Annotated in this window: 24 protein-coding genes and 1 tRNA gene; 9 read left to right on the forward strand and 16 right to left on the reverse strand. The window is 51.9% G+C overall.

All coding sequences use genetic code 11. The features are described 5' to 3' along the window. Position 1 precedes the first annotated feature (1 nt). Entirely contained in the window at positions 2-685 is a 684-nt protein-coding gene (locus LG198_RS07210; protein ID WP_230342503.1) for a Fe2+-dependent dioxygenase, read from the reverse strand. 91 nt (positions 686-776) lie between these two features. Further along, positions 777-2942 (reverse strand): TonB-dependent receptor, encoded by a 2166-nt coding sequence (locus LG198_RS07215; protein ID WP_230342504.1) that lies wholly within the window; start codon positions 2940-2942, stop codon positions 777-779. A gap of 237 nt (positions 2943-3179) precedes the next feature. Here LG198_RS07215 and trhO point away from each other — a divergent pair, with 237 nt between their 5' ends. Next, positions 3180-4151 (forward strand): oxygen-dependent tRNA uridine(34) hydroxylase TrhO, encoded by a 972-nt coding sequence (gene trhO, locus LG198_RS07220; protein WP_230342505.1) that lies wholly within the window; start codon positions 3180-3182, stop codon positions 4149-4151. 65 nt (positions 4152-4216) lie between these two features. Here the strand turns inward: trhO and LG198_RS07225 are convergent, their stop codons facing one another. Continuing rightward, complete coding sequence (locus tag LG198_RS07225; protein ID WP_230342489.1) at positions 4217-4564, reverse strand: hypothetical protein; 348 nt, start codon at positions 4562-4564, stop codon at positions 4217-4219. A 154-nt stretch (positions 4565-4718) separates the two neighbouring features. On the opposite strand from LG198_RS07225, the gene nhaR reads away from it, so the two are divergent. From nhaR to LG198_RS07240, 3 genes are all read left to right on the forward strand, one after another. Next, on the forward strand, positions 4719-5654 hold the full coding sequence (gene nhaR, locus LG198_RS07230) for a transcriptional activator NhaR (protein WP_230342506.1): 936 nt from the start codon (positions 4719-4721) through the stop codon (positions 5652-5654). A gap of 162 nt (positions 5655-5816) precedes the next feature. Continuing rightward, on the forward strand, positions 5817-6302 hold the full coding sequence (locus tag LG198_RS07235) for a GlcG/HbpS family heme-binding protein (RefSeq protein ID WP_230342507.1): 486 nt from the start codon (positions 5817-5819) through the stop codon (positions 6300-6302). Between the two features lie 102 nt (positions 6303-6404). Beyond that, positions 6405-8393, forward strand: coding sequence for an alpha/beta hydrolase family protein (locus LG198_RS07240; protein WP_230342508.1), 1989 nt, complete (start codon positions 6405-6407; stop codon positions 8391-8393). A 62-nt stretch (positions 8394-8455) separates the two neighbouring features. Here LG198_RS07240 and LG198_RS07245 read toward each other — a convergent pair. The 5 genes from LG198_RS07245 to rpsU form a co-directional block, all read right to left on the reverse strand. After that, positions 8456-8534, reverse strand: a tRNA-Ile gene (locus LG198_RS07245). A gap of 14 nt (positions 8535-8548) precedes the next feature. Beyond that, entirely contained in the window at positions 8549-10471 is a 1923-nt protein-coding gene (rpoD, locus tag LG198_RS07250) for an RNA polymerase sigma factor RpoD (protein WP_230342509.1), read from the reverse strand. Positions 10472-10571: 100 nt separating this feature from the next. After that, positions 10572-12302, reverse strand: a complete 1731-nt coding sequence (gene dnaG, locus LG198_RS07255; protein ID WP_230342510.1) for a DNA primase — start codon at positions 12300-12302, stop codon at positions 10572-10574. A 75-nt stretch (positions 12303-12377) separates the two neighbouring features. Further along, the gene (locus LG198_RS07260) at positions 12378-12824 is read right to left on the reverse strand and encodes a GatB/YqeY domain-containing protein (RefSeq protein WP_230342511.1); all 447 of its coding nucleotides are present in this window, start codon (positions 12822-12824) and stop codon (positions 12378-12380) included. A gap of 18 nt (positions 12825-12842) precedes the next feature. Continuing rightward, on the reverse strand, positions 12843-13055 hold the full coding sequence (rpsU, locus tag LG198_RS07265) for a 30S ribosomal protein S21 (RefSeq protein WP_025870166.1): 213 nt from the start codon (positions 13053-13055) through the stop codon (positions 12843-12845). 86 nt (positions 13056-13141) lie between these two features. Between rpsU and tsaD the strand changes: the two genes are divergently transcribed. Continuing rightward, positions 13142-14161, forward strand: a complete 1020-nt coding sequence (tsaD, locus tag LG198_RS07270; protein WP_230342512.1) for a tRNA (adenosine(37)-N6)-threonylcarbamoyltransferase complex transferase subunit TsaD — start codon at positions 13142-13144, stop codon at positions 14159-14161. A 5-nt stretch (positions 14162-14166) separates the two neighbouring features. Here the strand turns inward: tsaD and plsY are convergent, their stop codons facing one another. Next, positions 14167-14757: a glycerol-3-phosphate 1-O-acyltransferase PlsY gene (gene plsY, locus LG198_RS07275; protein WP_230342513.1), complete on the reverse strand. Its 591-nt coding sequence runs from the start codon at positions 14755-14757 to the stop codon at positions 14167-14169. A gap of 69 nt (positions 14758-14826) precedes the next feature. Between plsY and LG198_RS07280 the strand changes: the two genes are divergently transcribed. After that, the gene (locus LG198_RS07280) at positions 14827-15180 is read left to right on the forward strand and encodes a dihydroneopterin aldolase (protein ID WP_230342514.1); all 354 of its coding nucleotides are present in this window, start codon (positions 14827-14829) and stop codon (positions 15178-15180) included. Between the two features lies 1 nt (position 15181). Here the strand turns inward: LG198_RS07280 and LG198_RS07285 are convergent, their stop codons facing one another. Then, positions 15182-16261, reverse strand: coding sequence for a DUF3047 domain-containing protein (locus LG198_RS07285; protein WP_230342515.1), 1080 nt, complete (start codon positions 16259-16261; stop codon positions 15182-15184). Positions 16262-16601: 340 nt separating this feature from the next. Between LG198_RS07285 and LG198_RS07290 the strand changes: the two genes are divergently transcribed. After that, a complete protein-coding gene (locus LG198_RS07290; protein WP_230342516.1) occupies positions 16602-17132 on the forward strand; it encodes a helix-turn-helix domain-containing protein in 531 nt (176 codons plus the stop codon). Positions 17133-17142: 10 nt separating this feature from the next. Here the strand turns inward: LG198_RS07290 and xerD are convergent, their stop codons facing one another. From xerD to LG198_RS07310, 4 genes are all read right to left on the reverse strand, one after another. Continuing rightward, positions 17143-18036: a site-specific tyrosine recombinase XerD gene (gene xerD / locus LG198_RS07295; RefSeq protein WP_230342517.1), complete on the reverse strand. Its 894-nt coding sequence runs from the start codon at positions 18034-18036 to the stop codon at positions 17143-17145. Continuing rightward, positions 18023-18514: a methylated-DNA--[protein]-cysteine S-methyltransferase gene (locus LG198_RS07300; protein WP_230342518.1), complete on the reverse strand. Its 492-nt coding sequence runs from the start codon at positions 18512-18514 to the stop codon at positions 18023-18025. Before LG198_RS07300 ends, xerD begins: the two co-directional genes overlap by 14 nt. Beyond that, positions 18502-21105, reverse strand: coding sequence for an aminopeptidase N (gene pepN, locus LG198_RS07305; RefSeq protein WP_230342519.1), 2604 nt, complete (start codon positions 21103-21105; stop codon positions 18502-18504). Before pepN ends, LG198_RS07300 begins: the two co-directional genes overlap by 13 nt. 227 nt (positions 21106-21332) lie before the next feature. After that, positions 21333-21716, reverse strand: a complete 384-nt coding sequence (locus LG198_RS07310) for an ArsR/SmtB family transcription factor (RefSeq protein ID WP_230342520.1) — start codon at positions 21714-21716, stop codon at positions 21333-21335. 133 nt (positions 21717-21849) lie between these two features. Between LG198_RS07310 and LG198_RS07315 the strand changes: the two genes are divergently transcribed. Beyond that, positions 21850-22017, forward strand: a complete 168-nt coding sequence (locus tag LG198_RS07315; protein ID WP_230342521.1) for an NADPH-dependent FMN reductase family protein — start codon at positions 21850-21852, stop codon at positions 22015-22017. Next, positions 22014-23186, forward strand: coding sequence for an MFS transporter (locus LG198_RS07320; protein ID WP_230342522.1), 1173 nt, complete (start codon positions 22014-22016; stop codon positions 23184-23186). The genes LG198_RS07315 and LG198_RS07320 overlap by 4 nt, the downstream gene beginning before the upstream one ends. 111 nt (positions 23187-23297) lie before the next feature. On the opposite strand, the gene rplS is transcribed toward LG198_RS07320, so the two are convergent. Together rplS and trmD are read right to left on the reverse strand one after the other, a co-directional pair. After that, positions 23298-23696 (reverse strand): 50S ribosomal protein L19, encoded by a 399-nt coding sequence (rplS, locus tag LG198_RS07325; RefSeq protein WP_230342523.1) that lies wholly within the window; start codon positions 23694-23696, stop codon positions 23298-23300. Between the two features lie 13 nt (positions 23697-23709). Then, the gene (gene trmD / locus LG198_RS07330) at positions 23710-24468 is read right to left on the reverse strand and encodes a tRNA (guanosine(37)-N1)-methyltransferase TrmD (protein WP_230343020.1); all 759 of its coding nucleotides are present in this window, start codon (positions 24466-24468) and stop codon (positions 23710-23712) included. Between the last annotated feature and the right edge of the window lie 32 nt (positions 24469-24500).

Consider the following 24500-nt stretch of genomic DNA (forward strand, 5'->3'; position numbering starts at 1 on the left):
ATTAACTGTCTGCCCACATGCGCAATAGATTGTGATAAACGCCCGTCAGACGAATCACCTCCGGATCCTTGCCGCCACGCTCAGCGCCCACGGCCTGGATACTGTTATCTAGCTGAAACAGCAGCGTGCGCTGCGCGTCATCCCGCACCATGCTCTGCATCCAAAAGAACGATGAAACCCGCGCCCCGCGCGTGACAGAGGTGACATGGTGCAAACTGCTGGAAGGGTAAAGCACCATATGCCCAGCAGGCAGCTTCACCTCCTGTTTGCCAAACGTATCCTCAATCGTCAGCACACCACCGTCATAATCCTCCGGCTCGGAGAAAAACAAGGTAGCAGACAAATCGCTACGAATACGGAAGCTGGTACCACGCAACTGGCGGATAGCATTATCCACATGCATGCCGAATGCCTGCCCGCCTTCATAACGGTTGAATAATGGTGGAAATACCTTGAGCGGCAAAGCGGCGGAAATGAATAGTGGACTCTGCCCAAGCGCATCCTGGATCAAGTCGCCTATTTGGCGCGCCACTGGTGAGCCTTCCGGCAACTGCATATTGTTTTTGGCCAGCGCAGATTGACTGCCTGAGGTTACATTGCCATCTACCCATTCCGCTGCATCCATCAACTGCCTGCACTGGGCAACTTGCTCCTTGGTTAGCACTTCTGGAATTTCAATCAGCATTTTCTTCATCCTGCCATAAGCAAAAAACCCTATAGAGGTTAACACCTCCATAGGGTTAGAACATGAGATATATCGAACTAAAACTAGATACTTAGAACTTGAAGTTCAGAGAAACAAATGCCAAGCGGCCTGGAGCCACGGTGGCAAAGTGACGTGTATAGGTCTGGTTAAAGTAACGTTTGTCGGTCAAATTTTGTAGGTTGAGCTGCAGGCTGATACGATCGTCAATCTTGTAATTCGCCATAGCATCCCAACGAACATAGGAAGGTACATACAGGGAGTTACCTGGATCTGCATGAACCCTGTCTACATAAAATGCCCCACCACCTAAGGTCAGATCTGGTAGCACGCTGTAAGTTGTCCAAACGCTAGCACTGTTTTTGGCAATTCCTGGCAATTCTTTGCCCTTATTAGCAGCGCTACCAAGGTTAGTTGAGCCCCCTAAGAAATCACCCGTTTTGGATTGCTCAGTATCCAAATAAGTGTATCCTGCGAATACATTCCATTTAGCAGTAATCTTGCCTGCCGCACTAAGCTCAATACCTTTGACATCGACTTCACCAGCATTAGCAAACACATCCGCTTCAGTTAAGACACGGGCATCATATTTTTGAGTATAAAAAGCCGCAGCGGTAAGTGCCAATCCATCTAGCACTTCCCATTTGGTACCAACCTCAAAGCTCTTGGTGCGCTCTGGCCTCAAATTTGCTGTATTCGCTACGAGATTATTACCGTTTTCCTGGTTACCATCGCCGTTATTTAAGCCTACCGGGGTGCTGGAAGTCGCATATGAAACATAGACATTACCTTGGGAATTGATTTTATATACTGCCCCCAATTGATAATTCCAGAAGGTATGCTCAGCATCTGCTACGTTATTCTTTACGTAGAACTTGTCATAACGCAATCCAGCATTTAACAGCCACTTATCATTCAACTCGATACTATCGAACGCGTAAAGAGATCTGTTCCTACTGGTCGTTGTTGAGGAAGGGGTCCCACTCCAGCTAACATCTAAACCTGAAGAGCGATTTGGATCAGGATCATACATATTTACAGGACTATTTAATGTACCCGATGTTATAGCGGCAAATTGATCTGTCTCAGCTTTCGACCATTCAAAACCGATATTCACATTGTGGTTAATATCGCCAGTAGCAAATGCAATAGATAAATCCGTCAGATTGCTAATTGTCTCGGTCTTGGTATACCTGGCTTGGTTATTAAGGTTAAGCAAACCAGAGGCAGCTCCAGGCGCCTGCACTAAGGCACGAGTCGTGACATATTTATTCTTGGTCACACCATAGCGAGCAGTATTTCGCAATACGAGATCATCAGAAAAAGCATGCTTAAATTCTAATGTACCAATATCACTACCGGTCTTCTGGTAGTCTTTGTCTTTGAAACCATAGAAGGTATCTTTACTTACATGTAGCGGGCGATGATAAAGAGTGCCAGAATTATCTGTATAAGGCAGACCACGATCGGACATGTCATCAGTTTCAAAGTGATACCAATTTGCCGACAAGGAAGTTGGTCCATTAAGTCCAAGCGTGATAGAAGGCATGAAACCCCAACGCTTCACGTCCACGGAATCACGTCCAGGAACATCCGCGTCATGCACCAATCCTACCAGGCGAATAGCTGCATCCTCACCAATCATGTAATTGCCGTCAAAAGTTGCACGACGATAGCGGTCAGTCCCTAGACCAATAGAACCGGAAGTAAAGTTATCCGCTTTAGCACGCTTCGTTACAATATTGATGCTGCCGCCAGCAGAGCCACGGCCATCAAAAGCACCGCTTGGCCCCTTTAGTACTTCCATTTGTTCTATTGCAAACACTTCGCGTGTCTGAGCGCCAATATCACGTAAACCATCAACAAAGATTGCGCTTTGTGAGTCGAAACCACGGATAAATGGGCGATCGGTCAATGCAGAGCCACCGCCTTCGCCAGAGCCAAATGTGATCCCAGGCGTAGTACGCAAGGCATCCTGGAAAGTATTCGAGCCGGTATCTCGGATCAAATCTTCAGTAATTACTGTCACCGATTTAGGCGTATCTTTCAAAGGAGCAGTAAATTTCTGATTAGCAGACTTCTGAACCGCATAAGGATTATCTTTTTTGGATTGAACCTGGAGCTCAGGTAACACTCCCGCCTCTTCAGCGGAGAAAGCTGATCCAGCAAACAATAGCGCAACCGCAGCAGCAGCAGGCTTCAATGCACTATCGTATTTTTGTGTAGTCGTTTTTTGCACAATTTTCCCTTTACAACTATTTACAGTTATTAAGAGGCTGGAATATAAATAATAAACGTTCTCGTTACAAGTAAAATTCGTGATACGTTGCAAATAAACAACACAATAACCATATGAAATTTATGGAAATTTCATTAAAATGTTGCCCCTTGATAACGTTATACTCATCAACAGGTTTTATTTAACCCATTAAATCGCTTACGTTTTATTCAACCACACCATCGCGAGAGTTTTGCCGTGTCCTATATTGTCGTTGCTGCTTTATACAAATTTGCCAGCCTCCCTGATTATCAGGAGCTTCAGCCAAGCTTGCTTGCTTTATGTAATGCCGAAGGCATCAAAGGTACGTTGCTACTGGCTGAAGAAGGCATTAATGGCACAGTAGCCGGTAGCCGCAAGGCGATTGATGCCTTATTGGCCTATCTGCGCCAGGATGCCCGGCTGGCAGATATTGAGCATAAGGAATCGCTCTCGGAGGAAATGCCGTTCTACAGGATGAAGGTACGGCTGAAAAAGGAAATCGTAACACTGGGTGTGCCAGGAATTGATCCGAATAAAAAAGTAGGCACCTACGTCAAGCCAGAAGATTGGAACGCCCTGATTTCAGACCCGGATGTGATTTTGATCGACACCCGCAACGACTATGAGTATGGCATTGGCACATTCAAGGGGGCAATGGACCCTGAAACCACGACCTTCCGCCAATTCCCGGATTATGTACGCAACAATCTGGACCCGGCCAAAAACAAGAAGGTAGCCATGTTCTGCACTGGCGGCATCCGCTGCGAGAAAGCCAGCTCATATATGCTGGAACAAGGTTTTGAAGAGGTTTACCACCTGCAAGGCGGTATTCTGAAATATCTGGAAACAGTGCCTGAAGAAGAAAGCTTATGGGAAGGCGAATGCTTTGTCTTTGACCAGCGTGTTGCAGTCAAACATGGGCTGGAGATTGGAGATTACGACCAGTGCTTCGCTTGCCGTCACCCTGTATCGGCAGAAGATATGGCATCACCCAAATATGTTAAGGGCATCTCTTGCCCGCGGTGCTATGACAAACTTTCCCCAGAAAAGCGCGCCAGCATTGAAGAAAGGCAAAAACAAATTGAGCTTGCACGCCTGCGTGGAGAAGAACATATTGGTGACAATGCACGTAAGTATTCCACTATCCACAAACAGGCCAAAATAAAAAAAACGCCCCGCGAGGCATAAGTATCCTCAGGGGCGAATCACCACAGGCAGCTGCAACCGCCTGTGCATGGCTTTTCAGACCGGGATTAGTGAACCCCGACGTAGCGCTTCACCTTGAAACCATGCTTAGGATGGGCAACATAGACAAACTTCTTACCCGCATTGCGATCAGCGCTCACACCACTAGTATCAATCCGGTTAACATTGAAGTGATGCCTAAAGTGCGGACGATTGTTACGTGACTGCACCACATCCTTGTGACTGATCACCGCTTCTGTTTCAGAAATACGGGCATCGGTGGCCAAACGGCTTGGGTTGATCGTCGCCGCTGCCAGCACCTGATGCTCAAACAGTGCAGGATTACTCTCAGCCTGTGCGAAAGGCGCCCAGGCAGCAACCAGTGCGATCGTAACGATGGACAATGTCTTTTTCATGATTATCTCCAAGTAATTAATTTATTGATGAATTGTTTTGTCTCTTGCAATGGTTCCCATCGTACTAGACCAACACCACAATAAAAACATAATATTCACTGATAAATACTTCGGAAAAATAGAATTGTTAAAGTAGGAAGCCAAGGAGCGCTCTATGAACTATAAGCAACTTAGCTATTTCTGGGCTGTGGCTAAGGCAGGGAGTTTGGTAAAAGCCAGTGAGCAATTGGGTGTCACACCGCAAACGCTGAGCGGCCAAATATCCCTGTTGGAAGCAGACCTGAATGTCACCCTATTTAAACGGGCTGGGCGTGGCTTGGAACTTACTGACGCAGGCCGCCTAGCCCTACCTTATGCTGAACGCATTTTTGAAACTGGCAGCATGCTGGAAGAAACGCTGCATCACCAGCCGAAAAAGCGCCCCAGAGTGTTCAATGTGGGTATTGCAGAATTTGTGCCAAAATCCATTGCATATCACCTGCTTTCCGCCGCCTTGGCACTTGAGGATCCCATCCGGATTGTCTGCCGTGAAGATAACTTTGAAGCCCTGCTAGCCCAACTTTCCATCCACAAACTTGATCTTGTACTGGCAGACCGCCCCATGCCGAGTGAAATCAACATCACCGGCATCAGCCACAAACTTGGTGAAAGCGGCACTACTTTTTTTGCTACCACTGAACTGGCACTGAAATATCCAGGCCAATTCCCTGAACGTCTCCACCGCGCACCCATGTTGGTCATGGGGGAAGACAGCTTGCTTCAGGGACAAATCATGCGCTGGCTCAACGAACAGCACATTACGCCTAATATAGTAGGTGAATTCGACGATAGCGCCCTGATGAAGGCTTTTGGCACGGCCGGCATAGGCTTCTTCACTGTATCATCCGTTATCGCTCATGAGATTGAACAAGAGTACGACGTCATCAAAATCGCCGAAACTGATGAATTCACCCAGCACTTCTACGCCATCTCCGTTCCCAAGCGCGCAGAACACCCAGCTGTCGTTGCGGTTAATGAATCTGCAGATAAACTTTTCCTGTTTAATCAGTCCCAAACGCTTGGCAAAAATGACACTCAAGATAATGTTTAAAAGCCAACAGTCTGTTGGATTTCCATTAAAAAGTGGCTTTTATTGAACACCCAACTCAAACACTGCCATATAAAAAACCTATAAAAACATTTAATTAGATTCTCTTTTCCATTTGGCATATCAATTGCAACTTCAAGGCTTTTGATAAAAGAGGATCCAACCATGACCAATATTCTCCGCTCGGCTATCGCAGCTGCAATTTTTGCCTCTTACTCCAGCTTTGGCCTGGCTGCCGACATCATTGGCTATGGCGCCCCCATTACCAGCGAGCAAGCTAAAAAAGCAGCCACGGCTGCCATTGCAGACGCAAAGAAAAATAACTTGGCAGTAGTAGTCGCAGTAGTAGATAGTAGCGGCAGCCTATCCTATTTTGAGAAAATTGACGGCACTCAGATTTCCAGCGTGGAAACCGCCATCGGCAAAGCTCGTACCGCTAACAATTTCAAACGTCCAACCAAAGCACTGGAGGATGTAGTAGCCGGTGGTCGCGTAGCTCTACTCAACCTGCCCAATGTTCTGCCATTGCAAGGTGGTTTGCCCATTATCCTTGACGGAAAAATCGTTGGCGCCATCGGCGTAAGCGGTGCCACTTCCCAACAAGACGAACAAGCAGCGGCAGCTGGCCTAGCAGCTATAGGCGCAAAATAATTATTCCAAAAATAAGCATAAAACACTTGCAGGAGTAGTCTATCTACACACCTACTCCTGCTTGCGATCTTTGAAGGGGAGAGGCATTACGCCAACAACAATATGGTATCTATCAAACATTACCTATTGGCAGCAAGCAGTCTTTTATTAACTCTTAACGCAACAATCTCAACAGCAAATAACTCTCTCCTTGCTACTCCAGCTCCTGCAGAAATTTACGGTGCAATTCCTGAAACCGCAAATGCCAGACTTTCCCCTGACGGACAAAAACTAGCAGTAATACTCTCCGTTAAAGGTAAACGAAGTCTAGTAATATGGTATCTTGATGGAAAAACCAAGCCAATTTACCTCCCCACTTCCCAGATGGAACCTGACTGGTTTTTCTGGAAATCCAACAGTCGTCTAATTGCATCCTTACGTTTCTTTTCATTACGCGACCCCTTCCACCCTTCAGTCGATACTAGATTGCTCGCAATCGATGCCGATGGAAAAAACCCTCTCAATCTAATCAATCCAGAAAAATTTCAATATTACATCCCACAAATTCAGAACAATATTGTCAGCCTGTTACCCAATGATCCGGATAATATTTTGATCTCCCTCCCTTCCGGATCTCGAAACGCGGACCGTATTAATGTAACTAGCAGCAGAGCAAATATAGGCATCACAGAAAATCAACTCAAATATCCCGAGGTAGTAAGAGTAAATATTAACACCGGTCGTCTGACTACAACTCATCAAGCTCGAAGTAATATCATTGACTGGAAAGCTGACTCTAAAGGCAACATTCGCGCAGGTAGATCACTAAACGAGAAAACTTACTCGTATTTAGTCAAGCGCCTACCTGATGATAATTGGAACGAAATCCAACCATATGAAGTTAATTCAGGAAGATTCCTAGATCTTGTAGCATTTAGCGAAACTGACCCGAATATAATTTATGTAGCTTCCAATCACATGGGAGGCACTGGTCTATATGAGTTAGATTACATAAAAAACAAATATGTTAAAACCTTGGCTTACTCTGAGAATAGTGACCTCTCTTTTGCTATTTATAAAGAGAGACTAGTAAGCTATACAAATAAAAACTCTAATATCTATTTTGATAATATTTTTGCAAAAGAAATCAAATTAATCAATCAAGCGATGCCTGGATCAATCAATGAAATCGTAGATATTAGTGATGATGGAAAACGCGTGCTATTCACCGTAGAGAAGGGTAATGAGCCATTGTCTTACTGGCTCTTAGATAGAAATACAGAAAAAATCATTATTAGTCCAATCGCAGAAACATACTCTAAGCTAGACCCTTCTCAAATCGCCAGTAGTACGCGAATAACTTATCAAGCTAGAGATGGATTGACCATCCCCGCCCTACTTACCTTGCCCCCGGGCCATACTAACCAAAATACCCCAATCCCTTTTGTAGTATTGCCCCATGGAGGCCCAACCGCTCACGACGAAGAAGGCTTTGACTACATGGTTCAGTTCATTGCTAGTCGCGGATATGGTGTACTACAACCTCAATTTCGTGGCTCAACAGGATTTGGCGCAGCATTTGAAGTCGCAGGCCTGCAACAATGGGGACTAGCAATGCAAAATGATGTAACAGACGGTACCCATTGGCTCATTGAGAAAAATCTAACCACACCGGACCAAATTGCTCTGGTTGGGGCAAGTTATGGGGGATATTCTGCGCTGATGGGACTTGTGAAAGAACCTAACCTTTACCGTTGTGCAGTTGCTATTGCCCCAGTTACAGACTTACATTTACTTAATGATGATAACTGGCATTATTTATTCTCTGACATTAATCGCCCTCGCATAGGCACAAATCCTCAGATTTTTAATCAAACCTCCCCAGTTCTTAATGCCGATAAAATTAACTCCCCAATCTTACTTATTCATGGGCATAAAGATTACACCGTACCAATTGAACATTCAGAAAGAATGAAAAAGGCATTAAGTAAACTCAAAAAACCTCACAAAACCATGTTTTTGAAAGAAGCTGATCACTGCCTAAGTAGAAGTGACGATAGAATTGCTACTCTTAAAAAAATTGAAGAATTTTTAAAAGAAAATTTGAACTAAATATCATTTTTTATCGTAGGAATAACAAAGGGGTTACGAATTAACGTAACCCCTTGATTCTATGGTGGGCCTCCCCGGAGTCGAACCGGGCACCAACGGATTATGAGTCCGCTGCTCTAACCATGCATGAGCTAGAGGCCCTTAAAGCTTTTCGCTTAGTCGTTGCCAGTTTCCAGGAAACTGCGCAGACGTTCAGAGCGAGTTGGGTGGCGCAGTTTACGCAACGCCTTGGCCTCAATTTGACGAATACGCTCACGCGTTACATCGAATTGCTTACCTACTTCTTCCAGCGTATGGTCAGTATTCATTTCAATACCGAAGCGCATACGTAGCACCTTGGCTTCCCTTGCGGTCAGCGATTCTAACACTTCTTTGGTTGCATCACGCAAGCTTGCGTATACAGCAGCATCCACAGGCGCCAGAGTCGCCACATCTTCGATGAAGTCGCCCAGATGGGAGTCATCGTCGTCGCCAATCGGGGTTTCCATGGAGATAGGCTCCTTGGAAATCTTGAGGATTTTGCGGATTTTGTCTTCCGGCATTTCCATCTTTTCCGCAAGGGTCGCTGGATCTGGTTCCAGACCGGTTTCCTGCAGAATCTGACGGCTGATACGGTTCATCTTGTTGATGGTCTCGATCATGTGCACAGGGATACGGATAGTACGTGCCTGGTCCGCGATCGAACGCGTAATAGCCTGGCGAATCCACCATGTCGCATAAGTTGAGAACTTGTAGCCGCGACGGTATTCGAATTTGTCCACGGCCTTCATCAAGCCGATATTGCCTTCTTGGATCAGGTCCAGGAATTGCAGGCCGCGATTGGTGTATTTCTTGGCAATCGAAATCACGAGACGCAAGTTGGCCTCAATCATTTCACGCTTGGCGCGACGTGCACGCGCTTCGCCAGTGGACATCTGCTTGTTGATTTCCTTGAGTTCCTTGATTGGAATACCAACCCGCTCTTGGATATCAAGCAACTGTTGTTGCTGATCATCAATGGAATGCCTGAAGCGCTCCAGACGCTCAACATAAGGCTTGTTGACTGCAAGCTCGGCACTCAGCCATTCCAGATTGCCTTCGTTGCCTGGGAAGCTCTTGATGAAATGTGTCCTCGGCATACCAGCTTTTTCGACACAAAAATCCATGATCTTGCGCTCATGGCGACGAATTTCATCCACCATGCTACGTACGCGATCACAGAGAGCCTCAACCTGTTTGGCGGAGAAGCGGAATGCCATCAATTCATCAATGATGATAGCCTGCAGCTTGAGGTATTCCTTGTCCTGGGAACCTTTGCCGGTCAGGATGACAGACATTTTCTCGTGGGCACTGCGAATGACAGCAAACCGAGTGAGCACTTCTTCACGCAGCTTGGCAAGCGCCTCTGCTGAAATGGCAGCGGCCTTGGCGCCATCATCGTCTTCCTCGTCCTCGCCAGCCTCTTCATCAGCCTCTTCGTCGGCAACGCTGGCTTCTTCTGCTACGATTTCCGCTTGCAGGCCATCATCAGTATCAATGAGGCCATCTACCAGGTCGTCAACGCTCAACTCATCCTTTTCAACCAGATCCACCATGGCCAATAGTTCGGCAATGGTGCTTGGACAGGCTGCAATTGCCTGTACCATGTGCTTGAGTCCATCTTCGATACGCTTGGCGATTTCAATTTCGCCTTCACGTGTCAGCAGGTCCACAGTGCCCATTTCACGCATGTACATACGGACAGGATCGGTGGTACGGCCAAATTCGGAATCGACAGTGGACAGTGCCTGCTCAGCCTCTTCCACAGCATCTTCATCCGCAACCGGCGCAGGCGCATCGGACATCAGCAGAGCTTCAGCATCCGGCGCTTCTTCATACACCTGGATGCCCATGTCGTTGATCATGCCAATGATGCCGTCTATCTGCTCGGAATCCTGGACATCATCAGGCAAGTGATCGTTAATTTCGGCGTAAGTAAGGTAGCCGCGCTCCTTACCCAGCACAATAAGTGATTTCAACCGTGTGCGACGTATATCCGCGTCATTCAGCGTAATATCAGCTTTGTCGTTTACGTTTTCGTTCTGTTGCTCTTTAGCCATGCTTGACCTCATCGACCCGCGGTTGATTACGGAAAACCCTAGATTATACCTTAAAAATATCTACAATTTTTAGCAGTTTTTTCAGTCTGCCACTGTTAATTCAGCGAGTACCAATTGATTTCAGTAGCTCCCGCTCTTCCTCTGTAAGCTGACTCAAACTTTTCTCCTTGAGCCTGTCCACGGCAGAAGTTTTCTGCTTTTGCAGATAGGCATCTTTCAATTGCTTGCGCACGCCCTCAAACTCCAGGGCAAGATCCAGGCTTTCATCCAGCAAGTGCAATTCGCGTTGCAAATCATGCAGCAATCGGACATCAATCAAAGATTCAAGCGTATGCAATATTGCCGCCGGCTTGGCAGTTGGGCCGGATAAAGCCAGCCTCACCACTTGCCGCACCATTTCATCTTCAGCACTGTTATCCGTCAGCCATGATTGATCCTGCTCCTGCACCAAATGCGGCTGCATGATCGCCATGATTGCAAACCTGCGCTGCAAAGACATCGTAGTGCGTGCCTGCTTGGGAGCAGACCGCGACTTGGCGCGATTAGTTTCCGGCAGCTTAATCATGCGGCGCATTTCATCGCCAGAAATATCCGCCAGCTCCGCAATACGTTTACGCAAAAGCAATGCAAGCCTGGGCGCCTGAATCTGCTTCAGGATCGGTTCCGCCTCATTCAGGAACTGCACCTTGTCTTCCTGCGACTGCAAGCGGTTATTGGCACTCAACTCCTGCACCAGGTATTGCGACAAAGGCAAGGCTTGCGTCATCAAACCCTCAAAAGCCTCCTTGCCAAACTCACGCACATAACTGTCCGGGTCGTGCTCGGTGGGCAGAAACAAGAAGCTGAGCCGCAAGCCATCCTTAAGCGCGGGCAATGCGTTCATTGCCGCACGCCAGGCTGCGCCCCGCCCGGCATTATCCCCATCAAAGCAAAATACAATATCCTCGGTCTGGCGCATCAGCTTGGTGATATGCGAAGGCGTTGTTGCAGTACCCAGCGCCGCCACGGCATATTCAATGCCGTACTGCGCCAACGCCACCACATCCATGTAGCCTTCAACTACCAATGCCCTTCCCGCTTCGCGAATAGCCCGCCGCGCGAGGAACAGGCCATACAGCTCATGGCCTTTCTGAAATAAGGGCGTTTCCGGCGAATTCAAGTATTTGGCGCCAACATCAGCACTTTCCAGCACCCGGCCACCAAAGCCGATCACCTGGCCCTTCTGGTCATGAATCGGGAACATAATGCGGTCGCGGAAGCGGTCATAACGCCGCCCTTGCTCATTATCAATCACCAACCCCGCCGTTTGCAGCACTTCATGGCGATAATCCGCGAACACCGCCTCCAGGTTCTGCCAGCCAGGCGGCGCATAGCCAACCTGAAAGCGGGCAGCAACCTGGCCGCTCAGTCCACGCCCCTTGAGATAATCAATCGCGCGCGGCGACTTCTTCAACTCTGCCTTATAGTAATTTGCCGCCTGCTGCATGACTTCCTGCAAGCCCGGAATCACCTTGGCCCTGACCGCATCTTCCGGCCGGGTTTCCTGCGGCACAATCATGCCAACCGATTTGGCCAGCTCATGTACCGCTTCCACAAAGCTGATGCCTTGATATTCCATGATAAAGCCCAACGCAGAACCATGCGCGCCACAACCAAAGCAATGGTAGAACTGCTTGGTCGGGCTCACGGTAAAGGAGGGTGATTTCTCGTTATGGAACGGGCAACAGGCAGAATAATTGGCTCCTGCTTTCTTCAAGGGAACGCTGCGGTCAATCACATCGACGATGTCGACGCGGTTAAGCAGCTCTTGAATGAAAGAATCAGGGATCATGAGTGAAAATAATAGCTGAAAAAAGCAAAAAAGGAGCCTGAAGCTCCTTTTTCAACATCAATCGAGCAATTCACCTCAAGCGGCAAGCCTGGATTTGATCAATCCCGAAATCTTGCCCATGTCGGCACGCCCCACCACTTTCGGCTTGACTGCCGCCATTACCTTGCTCATATCCTTGATGCTGGCTGCCCCAGTCTCGGCAATCACGCTGTCAAGGATGGCACTTACTTCATCTTCAGTTAATGCAGCAGGCAGGTAAGTTTGCAATACCGTGACTTCAAACTTCTCCACATCGGCAAGATCTTGGCGATTAGCCGCTTCATATTGAGAAATGGAATCACGGCGCTGCTTGAGCATCTTCTCGATAGCCTCAATCACCTGGCCATCGTCCAGCTCAATGCGCTCATCCACCTCGCGTTGCTTGATGGCAGCCTGCAAAAGGCGAATAGCCCCAAGACGCGCGCTATCCTTGGCACGCATTGCGGCTTTCATATCTTCGGCAAGTTGCGCCTTGATCGTCACAGCGGAATTACCTGATGCTTAGTAAAGCTTGGTAGGCAGAGTCTGGCTGCGAATACGGCGATAGTGACGCTTAACGGCAGCAGCAGCCTTACGCTTGCGCTCCCAGGTTGGCTTCTCATAGAACTCGCGAGCGCGCAAGTCGGTCAGAAGGCCAGTCTTTTCAATCATGCGCTTGAAACGGCGCAGAGCCACATCAAACGGCTCATTTTCTTTTACACGTACGCTAGACATTTAAATCACTTTACCTTTGAGAAAGGGTGAAAAAGTTTGCTATTCTAGCGCCTCATGATTGTTTTATCAACATTATCCGCAAACTTATGTTAATTCTCGGCATTGAATCTTCCTGCGATGAAACTGGCCTGGCCTTGTACGACACAGAACAAGGCCTGCTTGCCCATGCCCTGCATTCGCAGATCGACATGCATGCCGAATACGGCGGCGTAGTGCCAGAACTCGCCTCGCGCGACCACATCCGCCGCACATTGCCATTGACCCGCCATGTGCTGGACGCGGCAGGCAAATCATTGAGCGACATTGACGGCATTGCCTATACCCAGGGCCCTGGCCTTTCCGGCGCCTTGCTGGTCGGCACCAGCATTGCCGAATCCCTAGCATTCAGCCTCAACCTGCCCACCATAGGCGTACACCATCTTGAAGGCCACCTACTGGCTCCATTGCTTGAGGCTGATCCGCCGGAATTCCCTTTTGTCGCCCTGCTGGTATCCGGAGGGCATACCCAATTGATGCGGGTCTCCGCCATCGGCGACTACGAATTGTTAGGCGACACCCTGGATGACGCAGCCGGCGAAGCTTTCGACAAGACCGCCAAGTTGCTCGGCCTGAGCTATCCAGGCGGCCCGGCGGTTTCAAAACTTGCAAGCCAGGGAGAGCCCGGCGCCTGCCAGCTGCCGCGGCCCATGCTCAACAGCGGAGACCTCAATTTCAGCTTCAGCGGCCTCAAGACCGCTGTACTCACATTGGTCAACCAATATGGCGACAAACTGGACGACACTGCACGTGCCAATATTGCCTATGAATTCCAGGAGGCCGTGACGGAAGTACTCACCAAGAAATGTATGGCAGCATTGCGCAAAACCGGCTTAACGCAATTGATTGTCTCAGGCGGCGTGGGCGCCAATGCCCGGCTGCGCGAACGGCTCAATACCGCAGCCAAACGCAGGCAATACAATGTACATTACCCCAGGCTGGAATTCTGCACCGACAATGGCGCGATGATCGCCTTTGCCGGCGCCATGCGCATGCAACATGCCAAGCAAAGCGACCACAGCTTTACGGTAAGACCGCGTTGGGACTTGGCAGAACTAAGCCGGCCTTGAATTGGTCAAGGCTTCTTGCCGAAACCTGCCTCAGTTCCATCCAGCAATTTGCGGATATTGCTGCGGTGACGCCAGATCAGCAGCATCGACAGCACAAACACCACAATGATGTAGCCCACTTGCGGTAGCAGCAGCCAGGCAAAACCAGGCGCCAGGGCAGCAGCCGTCAATGCGGCAAGCGAAGAAAAACGCGTCAAGGCAAATACGGCAATCCAGCTCAACAAGGCTAGCCCTGCCAGCAGAGGAGAGAACGCCAGCAAAACGCCCAGAGCCGTTGCTACGCCCTTGCCACCCTTGAATTTATAAAACACCGGATACAAGTGCCCGAGGAACACGGCAAGCGCAATCCAGCACACCGCCTCAACCTCAAGGCCATACGCCTTGGCAAGCCACACCGGCAGCCATCCCTTGGCCGCATCACCCAGCAGGGTCAGCAATGCCGCTGCCTTCTTGCCGCTACGCAACACATTGGTGGCGCCCGGATTACCCGAGCCGACAGTGCGGGGGTCAGGCAAATCGAAGGCCTTGCTGACCAGAATGCCAAACGAGACAGAACCGAGAAGATAGGCAAGAATGACGAAAACTGCGGTATTCATGTGGATTGGATTAAAATTGAATGCCGTATTCTACCAGCCCGACAGGCTTAACGCAGGATTCCAGCCCCTATGGACATTATTTTTCTCAGCGAAGTCAAGGTTCAAACCCACCTCGGCGTGCCAGACTGGGAGCGCCTCACAGCGCAAACCATCATCCTCGATATTGAAATCGCCATGCCGGACAACAGCTCCTGCCAAACCGACGCCATCAGCGACACCATAGACTACGGCGTAGTGGTTTCCCGTATCCGCGAAACGCTGGCAGAACGCTCGTTCAAGCTAGTCGAGGCATTGGCGGAACACATCTGCCAGCTCATCATGCAGGAATTCGGCGCGCCCTGGGTCAAATTGCGCGTAGCAAAGCCCGGCATATTGCCGGGGCTGAAGGCGCTGGGGGTAGTGATTGAACGGGGACACAAGTAGCCTACTTTATTGGAACAACGCGGCCTTCAGCCAACAATTCAATATCCTGATACTCACACTTTCCCGGACGATGCTGGAACAGGCTCAAGGCAATCAGCCATACACGCACAATCCGCCCCGGCATGGCGCCGCCTATATACTTGGCATAATCCTCGTAAAGGTTGCGTTGTTCATTCAGCCATTTACCCAGTTCCTGCCCACCTGACCGAATCACGACATGGGTTTCCCGCGCCGTCCAGCTCGGAATGGGACAACGATAACCGGCACCCACCGGCAGGCCGGCGCTCCAGTAATAAGTAATATCCTGCCCATTATCAAACTCCACGGCAATGCTCATGTAATCGTGAGTCAGCAATGTGTCCTCGGCTACTTCGGATGGTAAAAGGTCGACCTTCCAGGCCCATCTCAGTTGAGCATCAGGAACCAATGGCACATCCACATCCTGTTGCAGCAAGCCGACATCATTCTCCGTATTGCAGCACATCGTTTCGCCATGGGTATGTTTGTGTTTGCGATAAATTTCCGCAGGGCCGATGAACCATAAATATTTCCATCCTTCGGGCACTTCGACCCCATTCGCAAGCCGATCAAGCTCTCCTTGCAATAATCCCTCAACATCACCCAATTGCCTCAGGTGTTCCAGCCCTTGTCGAGGCTCTACGTTCCAACGTATCAACAACAGGCTAAAGCCTCCTTCGACAAGCCCATACGCTTCATTCGGCGTTGCCAGACTGCCATGCACGTCCGCCCATTCACCAGGGAAATAACTCGCAAGATACAGCCGTCCAGAACATGTTGCCTGCCAAGAATGCGTATCACGCGTACCGCGGAACACCTCGCCGTCCTCCCCGACGCGAAACCACAGCTGGTAATGCGGACCAATCCATATCTGGGTTCCGCTCAATGTTGTCCTGCCAATCGCAAAGCTGCTGAACCGGTCGCCTTCCTGTATGTCGATTCCGCTATCCAGCCAAGGCACGTCGCGGGATGACAAATCAAAAAAATGAAAGTCCTGCAGCACGCCCGCAGGAAGCTGCTTCAAAATAAGCTCAAACCCGTCCTTGAATTCATCCGTACCCATTTCCGTCTCCACTTTAAAATATGCAAGCAATTGAAGCTATTCAGGTTTTCAATAGGTTGATATTCTAGGCATTCCGAGCTATCGAGTCTTGTAAGAACCGGCTATGCTGACTGCTTACCCTACCCATCTCAGGTTGTTTCTATGGCCAGGCAAAGTGCTGTATTTCGGCCCCTCGCCCCCACTCGGCCAACATTTATACGGTGCTGCGGCAATCCATGTTGGCATATACAAGCCATTCCAAATCAGAATCAACAATGGAGCTGCCGTTGAATGCAGCTGTGTCATCATCCCTCCCGGCGTTAACCATGAAATTGATTTTGGCCAAGGCATACACGGCAAAATGTTTGTAGAAATGGACAGCCCCGAGTTTCTGTTGATGCGGCAACGCTTTCCCTACCGGATGCGCTCCGCCACGACTTTTCACGATGCAAACCTGGTCAATTGCTTCCGCAGCATCTACGAGGATGACCCGACCAAGGATGAAATCAATGCCCGGTTGAGCCGGTTATTGGGAGAAGTGCCCGGCACGCCCGCTATCGACCCGCGGATACGGGCCGCGATCGACATAATGCGCAATGAACCTGATCGCAACTTTTCAAATGAGCATCTTGCTGTCGCAGTAGATCTATCGCCCTCGAGATTCCTGCATTTATTCAAAACGGAGACCGGGAACCCTTACAGGCGGTTCAGGCGGTGGAAGAGGTTGATGACAGCCGCCGGGGAGTTTCACCATGCCGACAATATGACCCATATTGCGCTCAATAACGGCTTCACCGACTCGGCGCATTTCAGCAACTGCTTCCATCAAAGCTTTGGCGTCCAGCCAAGCTTTGTATTTCGCGCAATCAAGCGATTTGAGGTCATGACCTAAGTACGAAGCCTCAGCCTCGCGGATGATGTACTCCGTGCAGCTGCTTCAGGCGCTCGCGGGCGACATGGGTGTAAATCTGCGTGGTGGAAATATCGGCATGACCGAGCAGCATCTGCACCACGCGCAGGTCAGCGCCATGGTTCAACAAGTGGGTGGCAAAGGCATGGCGCAGCACATGCGGTGACAGCGAAGTTTGAATGCCCGCCTGCAATGCATAGCGCTTGATGAGATACCAGAATGCCTGGCGCGTCATACCCTGGCCGCGCTGGGTGACGAACAGGTGGTCGCTCAGGCGTTGTTGCAGGATGGCGGGCCGCCCTTCCTGCAGATAACGCGCCAGCCAGTCCACAGACTGCTCGCCCAAAGGCACCAGGCGCGTCTTGCTGCCCTTGCCGGTGATGCGCACCACGCCATCGTTCAGGCTCAGTTCCGTGACCTGCATGCCGACGAGTTCGGAGACCCGTAAACCGGTGGCATAAAGGGTTTCCAGCATGGCGCGGTCACGCAGGCCAAGGCTGGTCTTGATGTCAGGTGCTTCGATCAAGCGCTCCACGTCATCCTCGCTCAGGCTCTTCGGCAATGAGCGCGGCAGCTTGGGCGATTCGATATGCAGGCTGGGGTCAACACTGATTTTTGCTTCGCGCAGGGCGTAACGGTAGAAGCGGCGCAAACTGGCAATGAGGCGGCTGATGCTGCGCGGCTTGCTCAGGGGAAAGCGCAGGGCAATGAATCCCTGGATATCTTCCGACCCGGCCTCCAACATGGCTTTTTTCCTGTCTTCTTGCAGCCAAGCAGCAAAGGCAACCAGATCCTGCCGGTAGCTGGACAAGGTGTTTTTCGCCAGCCCGTCCTCCAGCCACAAGTGGTCGAGAAATTCGTCAAGCAGCGCTTCAGCGATAGCCATCAACCTGCTCGTGCCGCAACAGCCAGCGCTTAATTTCCAGGCCCTGCTTTTCTCCCTGCATGAATCCACCAATCCCAGCCTTGGCGACGATGCGGTGGCAGGGAATCAGCAGCGGCAAATTGTTGGCGCCACAGACATTGGCGACTGCCCTGGGGCCGGAACCGACATGTTCAGCAAGTTCGCCGTAGGTCCAGGCCTGCCCCAGCGGAATCTGCGCCATGGCCTGCCAGACACGCTTCTGGAATAGCGTGCCCTGCAATAGGTAGGGAATATCCAGCGGATTGGCGGCATCTTCAAGATATTGCCGCACCTTGAGCACGACATGCTGGACAAACGGCTGCTCGGCACAATAAGGTGCCACCGGTCCAGGGATTAGCTTGATGCCGGTGACGTAATCATTTGCCACGGTAATTCCCACTGCGCCAAACGGCGCGGTGATAACTGCATCAAACCCTGCCTTGTCGCTTATTTCAGGCACTTGCTCACGACCTCGAACACATCGCTGGAAAGGTTGGGGCTATCTATAATGGTTTGCAGTGCAGCCTTCATCTGCGCCTGGAGGGCGGGCGTGTAGCGCCTCCATTCACGGAATGGGGTGACCTGGCGCGCGGCGATTTGCGGATTGATCGCGTTTAGTTCGATGACGGCGTCCCTGACGATCGCGTAACCTTGCCCGCTTAGGTCGTGGAATTTCACCGGGTTATTCACTACGAATGCCGAGTAAAGTGCACGCACGCGGTTGGGGTTCTTGATATTGAATTCCGGATGCTGGCGCAGCTTGGCAAAGTCCTCGAATATGCCTTCCCGGTTGGCGATGGCCTGCAGCGAGAACCATTTATCGACGACGAGCTGGTAATCCTTGAAGCGGTGATGGAAGTCTGAAAAGACTTCGTCGCGTTGCGGCTGGGTGCTGTCGGCCAAGCTGGATAGCGCGGCAACGCGGTCCGTCATGTTGTCCGCATGGTCATAATGCGCCTTGGCCCTGGCGGCACACCCGGTGCCGTTGGTCACCGTCAGCAATTCCAGCAGCGTATTTCGCAACGCGCGGCGCCCCATGGCGGCAGGCGAGATGGAGAATTCGCCTGTGCTGCGGTTGTGTTCGTAAAGCCGGGCCAGCAAATCCTTATGGGTGCGCTTGACGGCCTTGAGAATGGCAGTACGGGCGAGATCAATGGCGGCGGGGTCAACAACGTCCTGTGCTTGTGCAATGACAGCAATGGAAGGCAGGGATAAGGCACGTGCCACCAAGGCCTTGTCGGCATCTTCGCCCAAGCCTTGCTCGAGCAGGATGCCGAAATCATCGATGAATTGTACAATATCAGCTCCGGGATCGGCCATCACGCGCTGGATGGTGCGCAGCGCAATGTTTTGCCCCGCCTCCCACTTGTTGAATCCGTCGGTATCCCTGAGTTGCAGCAGGCGCAGGTCATCGTCGCTCAAGTCCGTGGTCAGTTTCACCGGCGCGGAGAAGCCGCGCAGGATGGAAGGCACCGGACGGGAAAGGACATTATCGAAAGTAAAGCTTTGCTCGCGCTCGGTCATTTCAAGAATACGGGTCGCATGCGTTTCCTCACCCGCTTCATTCAGCAAACCCACGGCAACAGGGACATGCAACGGCTTTTTACCAGTTTGGCCCGGCGTGTCCGGCTGGGATTGCGTTAATGTCAGCGTGTACTGATGGGCCTCATGGTCATAGCGGCCAGCTGCTTTCAAAACCGGCGTGCCCGCCTGCTTGTACCAGAGGAAGAACTGGGACATGTCGCGCCCAGAAGCATCGGCCATGCACTGCACGAAGTCGTTGATGGTAACGGCATGCCCGTCATAACGCTCGAAGTAGAGGTCGGTCGCCTTGCGGTATGACTCTGCCCCCAGCAGGGTATGCTGCATGCGGATAAGCTCCGAACCCTTTTCATACACGGTCATGGTGTAGAAATTGCTGATCTCGATAAAGTGGTCGGGCTGCACGGAATGGGCCAGCGGACTGGCATCCTCGGGGAATTGCAGCCTGCGCAACTGGTCGACGTCATCGATGCGCTGCACGGCGCGCGAGTTCATGTCCGCGCTGAATTCCTGGTCGCGGAACACGGTCAGGCCTTCTTTCAACGATAGCTGGAACCAGTCGCGGCAGGTCACGCGGTTGCCCGTCCAGTTGTGGAAATATTCATGCGCAATCACGGCCTCGACGCTGATGAAGTCGGTATCGGTGGCGGTTTCCTGATGGGCGAGCACCAGCTTAGTATTGAAGATGTTGAGCGATGTATTTTCCATCGCCCCCATGTTGAAATCGCTGACCGCCACGATATTGAACAAGTCGAGCTCATATTCGCGGCCGTATTTGTCCTCATCCCATTTCATGGCCTTCTTCAGTGATTCCATGGCATGCGTGCACTGCCCCTCATCCCCGCTCCTGACGTAGATATGCAGGTCTACATTGCGGCCGGATTTGGTTCGGAACGTGTCCGCAATCTGGACAAGATCACCGGCAACTAGCGCGAAGAGATAGCATGGCTTAGGGAATGGATCATGCCATGCGGTGAAGTGACGGCCATGCTCCAGGTCGCCTGAATCAACCAAGTTGCCATTGGAAAGCAGCACAGGATATTGGTTTTTATCCGCCTCGATGCGCACGGAGAAGATGCTCAGCACATCAGGACGGTCCTGGAAGTAGGTAATCCGCCGGAAGCCTTCGGCCTCGCACTGTGTGCAGAATGTGCCCTGGGATTTATACAGGCCTTCCAGCGCGGTATTGGCTTCGGGATGAATCTCGGATGTGATGGCAAGAGTGAACTCATCACCAGCGTTGTCTATGATCATCCTGCCGTCTTCTAGGCTATAGCCATCGAACGGCGCGCCGTTCAACTCGACCAAAAGTACGGTCTGGTCTTGTCCGTTTAATACGAGGCGATTTGAAATGCCGGCAGGGTTTTTGATGTACAAAACCTCTGACCTGACAATAGTCCTGTCCTCGAATAACTCAAAAGCAAGATCGACACGGGCGGCCTGATAAGGAGCCGGTGCGTAATCCTTTAGATAAATCGTTTGTGGCGCAACTGCAGTATCTGGAAACATGGGCTGGCGTTTCTTTATTGTGATGTTGATGTTCTCAACAGTATAAAAGAGATTGCGCAGCCTGAGGCTGCGTTCGCAGCGGGCAATACGAATATACAGAGGAACAAACCCGGGGTTGGCTTTACCATTCAGCCGGCACGAACTATGAAATGAGTGTTCTCAAGTCTCTGATACGCTTGCCCAACAAGGTTTGGTTTACCTGCGCCTGTAAGAAGGGATGGCTACCGCTATTTCTTGTCGGACGGCGGTTGCCAACTGGCAACCAGGGCAAGCAGGCCTGGGAAGCGTGCCTCGAGGTCCCCGCGCCGCAGCCGGCTTCGACGCTCCAGGCCGTACTGCCGCTGGCGGATTATCCCCGCCTCGCGCAGCGCCTTGAAGTGGTGGGTCAGGGACGACTTGGGCCGGTCTAATCCGAACCAGCCGCATGGATGATCGTAGGCCTGCGCTTCCAGCATCAGCTTGCGTACGATAGTCAGGCGCAGAGAATCGGCCAGCGCGCCCAAGATGGCTTCAAGGCGCAGGTCTGCGATATCCGGTTCTGGTAGCGGTTCGGGCAGGTCGGCAGGTTCACCGTCAAGCCCAGTCGATTCGGTTTTTCTGACGGCACTCATGGGCCGATTGTAGCAACTGTCCGAAATTTATCGAATAGGTTCTTCCATACTCCTATCCAGAGTCAGGCCGGGACACTATACGAGTTTTATCGAACTGAAGTATAGTACGATAAAACTCGTATAGGAGCCTGTTATGCCAAACTCTTTGGTCATCGTTGCTTATCCAGACCTGTCGCAATCCCACATCAATGCCGCATGGATCGCCGCATTGCGGCAAGAACCTGCCATCTCGCTACACGCCCTGTATGGCCGCTACCCTGACACAGCCATCGACGTGCATGCCGAGAGGGTTTCCCGATGAAAGCCGCGCCTGCGCCCTCCGGCCTCTGGGCCGCCGCCTGGGTGGTGACGGCCGTGTTCATGCTGTCCAACTCGCCGACGCCGCTGTATGTGCATTGGCAGCAGCAGCTCGGCTTCTCATCGGGCACGCTGACAGTCATCTTCGCGCTCTACATCGCGGGTTTACTGGGGACGCTGCTGATCGCCGGCCAGCTATCTGATCGCTACGGACGCAAGCTCGTCCTCATCCCAGGGCTGTTGGCTGCCTTGGTGGCGTGCTTGCTGTTCGCCTCGGCCACTTCGATCGTGATGCTGGCGATAGGCCGGCTCTTGGCTGGTATCGCGGTGGGCGTGATCGTCTCGGTGGGCATGGCGGCGGTGGTCGATGTGGGCGGCTCGGAACACAAGCGACGGGCGGCGCTCCTGGCTTCGGCGGCGATGGTGCTGGGTGCCGGGCTTGGGCCTTTGCTGGCCGGGGGGCTTGCACAAGGCCTGGCGCAGCCGGTGCTGCCGATCTTCGGCATCGAGGCGCTGGTACTGCTCAGTGCGCTGGGCATCGTGTGGTGGCTGCCGCTGCGCCGTCCGGTCGCGTCCGGCCCCGCACGGCTGCGCCTGCCCACGGTGCCGCAGGCCAATCGTCGGCAGGTCGGCTGCGGCATTGCCACCTTCGGCCCCGGCATCACCGCCACGTCTTTCGTACTGGCGCTGGGGCCTTCGCTGCTGTCGCATTTGCTCGACGTACGCAGCCCGCTGCTGGCCGGTGGAATGGCATGTGCGATGTTCCTGACCGCTACCGGTGTGCAGTTCGCGGTGCGCCAGTGGCCGATACCGCGCATCTTCGCCGCCAGCACTGCGGCGACGGTGCTGTCGATGGTCGGGTTGGCGTTGGCCATCCATGCCTCGCTGGTGCCGGCGTTGGTCGCGTCCGCACTGCTCGCCGGCGCCGGCCAGGGGCTGGGTCAACTGGGCGGCTTGACCCTGATCGGCCTGCACGTCCCCGACAGCCATCGCGCGCAAGCCAACGCAGTCCTCAACATCGGCGGCTACATCCCGGCCGGCTTGCTGCCGGTAGCGACGGGCTATGTGATGGACGCCGTGGGATTGGCGACGGGCGCGACATTGTTCGCGCTGGTGTTGATGGTCACTGCGCTGGTCGGAGGCATCTGGGCCGCGCAGCAAGCAGGCGATTGAACCGTCGATGGAGGAAAAACATATGGAACTCCGCCATTCGCGCTGTTTTATACATGGTGAAATAACAAAAAGCCCCGACGATGCGGGGCTTTTCTATCACAGGCAAGCAGTTTATTCTGCGCTGCTTGCTGCCTTGTTGGTGTCTTTGGTGCGCAGTTGCAGCTTTTCCTTGATACGTGCGGACTTGCCGGAACGCTCACGCAGGTAGTAGAGCTTGCTGCGGCGTACGTCACCACGGCGCTTGACTTCGATGCTGGCAATCAGCGGGGAGTAAGTCTGGAATGTACGCTCCACACCTTCGCCGGAAGAAATCTTGCGCACGATGAAAGAAGAGTTCAAACCACGGTTACGGATGGCAATGACAACGCCTTCGTAAGCCTGCACACGCTTACGTGTACCTTCAACCACGTTCACACCAACCACTACGGTGTCACCAGGGGCAAAGCTAGGAATGGTCTTGCCAAGACGGGCAATCTCTTCCTCTTCTAACAACTTGATAATATCAGCCATTTTGTGCTTCCTTTTAGTTATGGGAATCTTGTTCCTGCTCTATTTCCATGAGCAGCCGAGATTCCTCTTTCGTCAACGACCTTGCGGCCAATAAATCCGGGCGCCTGGCCCGGGTTCGCGCCAGCGATTGTTTCAATCGCCAGCGCTTGATCTTTGCATGGTTGCCGGAGAGCAACACTTCCGGCACCTTCTGCCCCGCATACTCCTCGGGGCGTGTGTAATGCGGGCAATCGAGCAAGCCATCGACAAATGAATCTTCCTCTGCCGACCCTGCATCGCCGAGACTGCCCGGCAATTGCCTGACGATCGCGTCTATCAATACCATCGCGGGAATTTCACCGCCGGACAGCACATAGTCGCCTATCGAATATTCTTCATCCACCACACTGTTGAGCAAGCGCTCATCCACGCCTTCATAACGGCTTGCCAGCAATATCAGGCCCGGATCCTCGCTCAACTGCATGACATGCTCATGCTTGAGCGGCACACCTTGCGGCGAAAGGTGAATCACCTTGCTGCCTGCCACACCCGCCTGCTGCTGCCTTACCTTGGCAGCCTGGACTGCGCTTGCCAGCGGCTCTGCCAGCATCACCATGCCTGGGCCGCCGCCATAGGGCCTGTCGTCTACCGTACGATAATTATCGCTGGTGAAATCCCGCGGATTCCACAAAGCCAATTCGTAAATCCCGCGTTCCTGCGCTCGCGAAGTAATGCCAAACCGGGTCAGCGCATCGAACATTTCCGGGAACAAGGTCACCACATCAAACTGCATGGTGCGCTTTTCCTGTGCTGCCTTTTCGAGCG

Origin of the sequence: Methylobacillus arboreus, assembly GCF_020532725.1 — a bacterium.
Lineage (GTDB): Bacteria > Pseudomonadota > Gammaproteobacteria > Burkholderiales > Methylophilaceae > Methylobacillus > Methylobacillus arboreus.

What these genes read in the sequence shown, in the direction of transcription:
- LG198_RS07210 (WP_230342503.1), bottom strand. Translation starts at nt 685, where the DNA reads ATGCTGATTGAAATTCCAGAAGTGCTAACCAAGGAGCAAGTTGCCCAG.
- LG198_RS07225 (WP_230342489.1), bottom strand. Translation starts at nt 4,564, where the DNA reads ATGAAAAAGACATTGTCCATCGTTACGATCGCACTGGTTGCTGCCTGG.
- nhaR (WP_230342506.1), top strand. Translation starts at nt 4,719, where the DNA reads ATGAACTATAAGCAACTTAGCTATTTCTGGGCTGTGGCTAAGGCAGGG.
- LG198_RS07235 (WP_230342507.1), top strand. Translation starts at nt 5,817, where the DNA reads ATGACCAATATTCTCCGCTCGGCTATCGCAGCTGCAATTTTTGCCTCT.
- LG198_RS07240 (WP_230342508.1), top strand. Translation starts at nt 6,405, where the DNA reads ATGGTATCTATCAAACATTACCTATTGGCAGCAAGCAGTCTTTTATTA.
- rpoD (WP_230342509.1), bottom strand. Translation starts at nt 10,471, where the DNA reads ATGGCTAAAGAGCAACAGAACGAAAACGTAAACGACAAAGCTGATATT.
- dnaG (WP_230342510.1), bottom strand. Translation starts at nt 12,302, where the DNA reads ATGATCCCTGATTCTTTCATTCAAGAGCTGCTTAACCGCGTCGACATC.
- rpsU (WP_025870166.1), bottom strand. Translation starts at nt 13,055, where the DNA reads ATGTCTAGCGTACGTGTAAAAGAAAATGAGCCGTTTGATGTGGCTCTG.
- tsaD (WP_230342512.1), top strand. Translation starts at nt 13,142, where the DNA reads ATGTTAATTCTCGGCATTGAATCTTCCTGCGATGAAACTGGCCTGGCC.
- plsY (WP_230342513.1), bottom strand. Translation starts at nt 14,757, where the DNA reads ATGAATACCGCAGTTTTCGTCATTCTTGCCTATCTTCTCGGTTCTGTC.
- LG198_RS07280 (WP_230342514.1), top strand. Translation starts at nt 14,827, where the DNA reads ATGGACATTATTTTTCTCAGCGAAGTCAAGGTTCAAACCCACCTCGGC.
- LG198_RS07285 (WP_230342515.1), bottom strand. Translation starts at nt 16,261, where the DNA reads ATGGGTACGGATGAATTCAAGGACGGGTTTGAGCTTATTTTGAAGCAG.
- LG198_RS07290 (WP_230342516.1), top strand. Translation starts at nt 16,602, where the DNA reads ATGTTTGTAGAAATGGACAGCCCCGAGTTTCTGTTGATGCGGCAACGC.
- xerD (WP_230342517.1), bottom strand. Translation starts at nt 18,036, where the DNA reads ATGGCTATCGCTGAAGCGCTGCTTGACGAATTTCTCGACCACTTGTGG.
- pepN (WP_230342519.1), bottom strand. Translation starts at nt 21,105, where the DNA reads ATGTTTCCAGATACTGCAGTTGCGCCACAAACGATTTATCTAAAGGAT.
- LG198_RS07310 (WP_230342520.1), bottom strand. Translation starts at nt 21,716, where the DNA reads ATGAGTGCCGTCAGAAAAACCGAATCGACTGGGCTTGACGGTGAACCT.
- LG198_RS07315 (WP_230342521.1), top strand. Translation starts at nt 21,850, where the DNA reads ATGCCAAACTCTTTGGTCATCGTTGCTTATCCAGACCTGTCGCAATCC.
- LG198_RS07320 (WP_230342522.1), top strand. Translation starts at nt 22,014, where the DNA reads ATGAAAGCCGCGCCTGCGCCCTCCGGCCTCTGGGCCGCCGCCTGGGTG.
- rplS (WP_230342523.1), bottom strand. Translation starts at nt 23,696, where the DNA reads ATGGCTGATATTATCAAGTTGTTAGAAGAGGAAGAGATTGCCCGTCTT.
- trmD (WP_230343020.1), bottom strand. Translation starts at nt 24,468, where the DNA reads ATGCAGTTTGATGTGGTGACCTTGTTCCCGGAAATGTTCGATGCGCTG.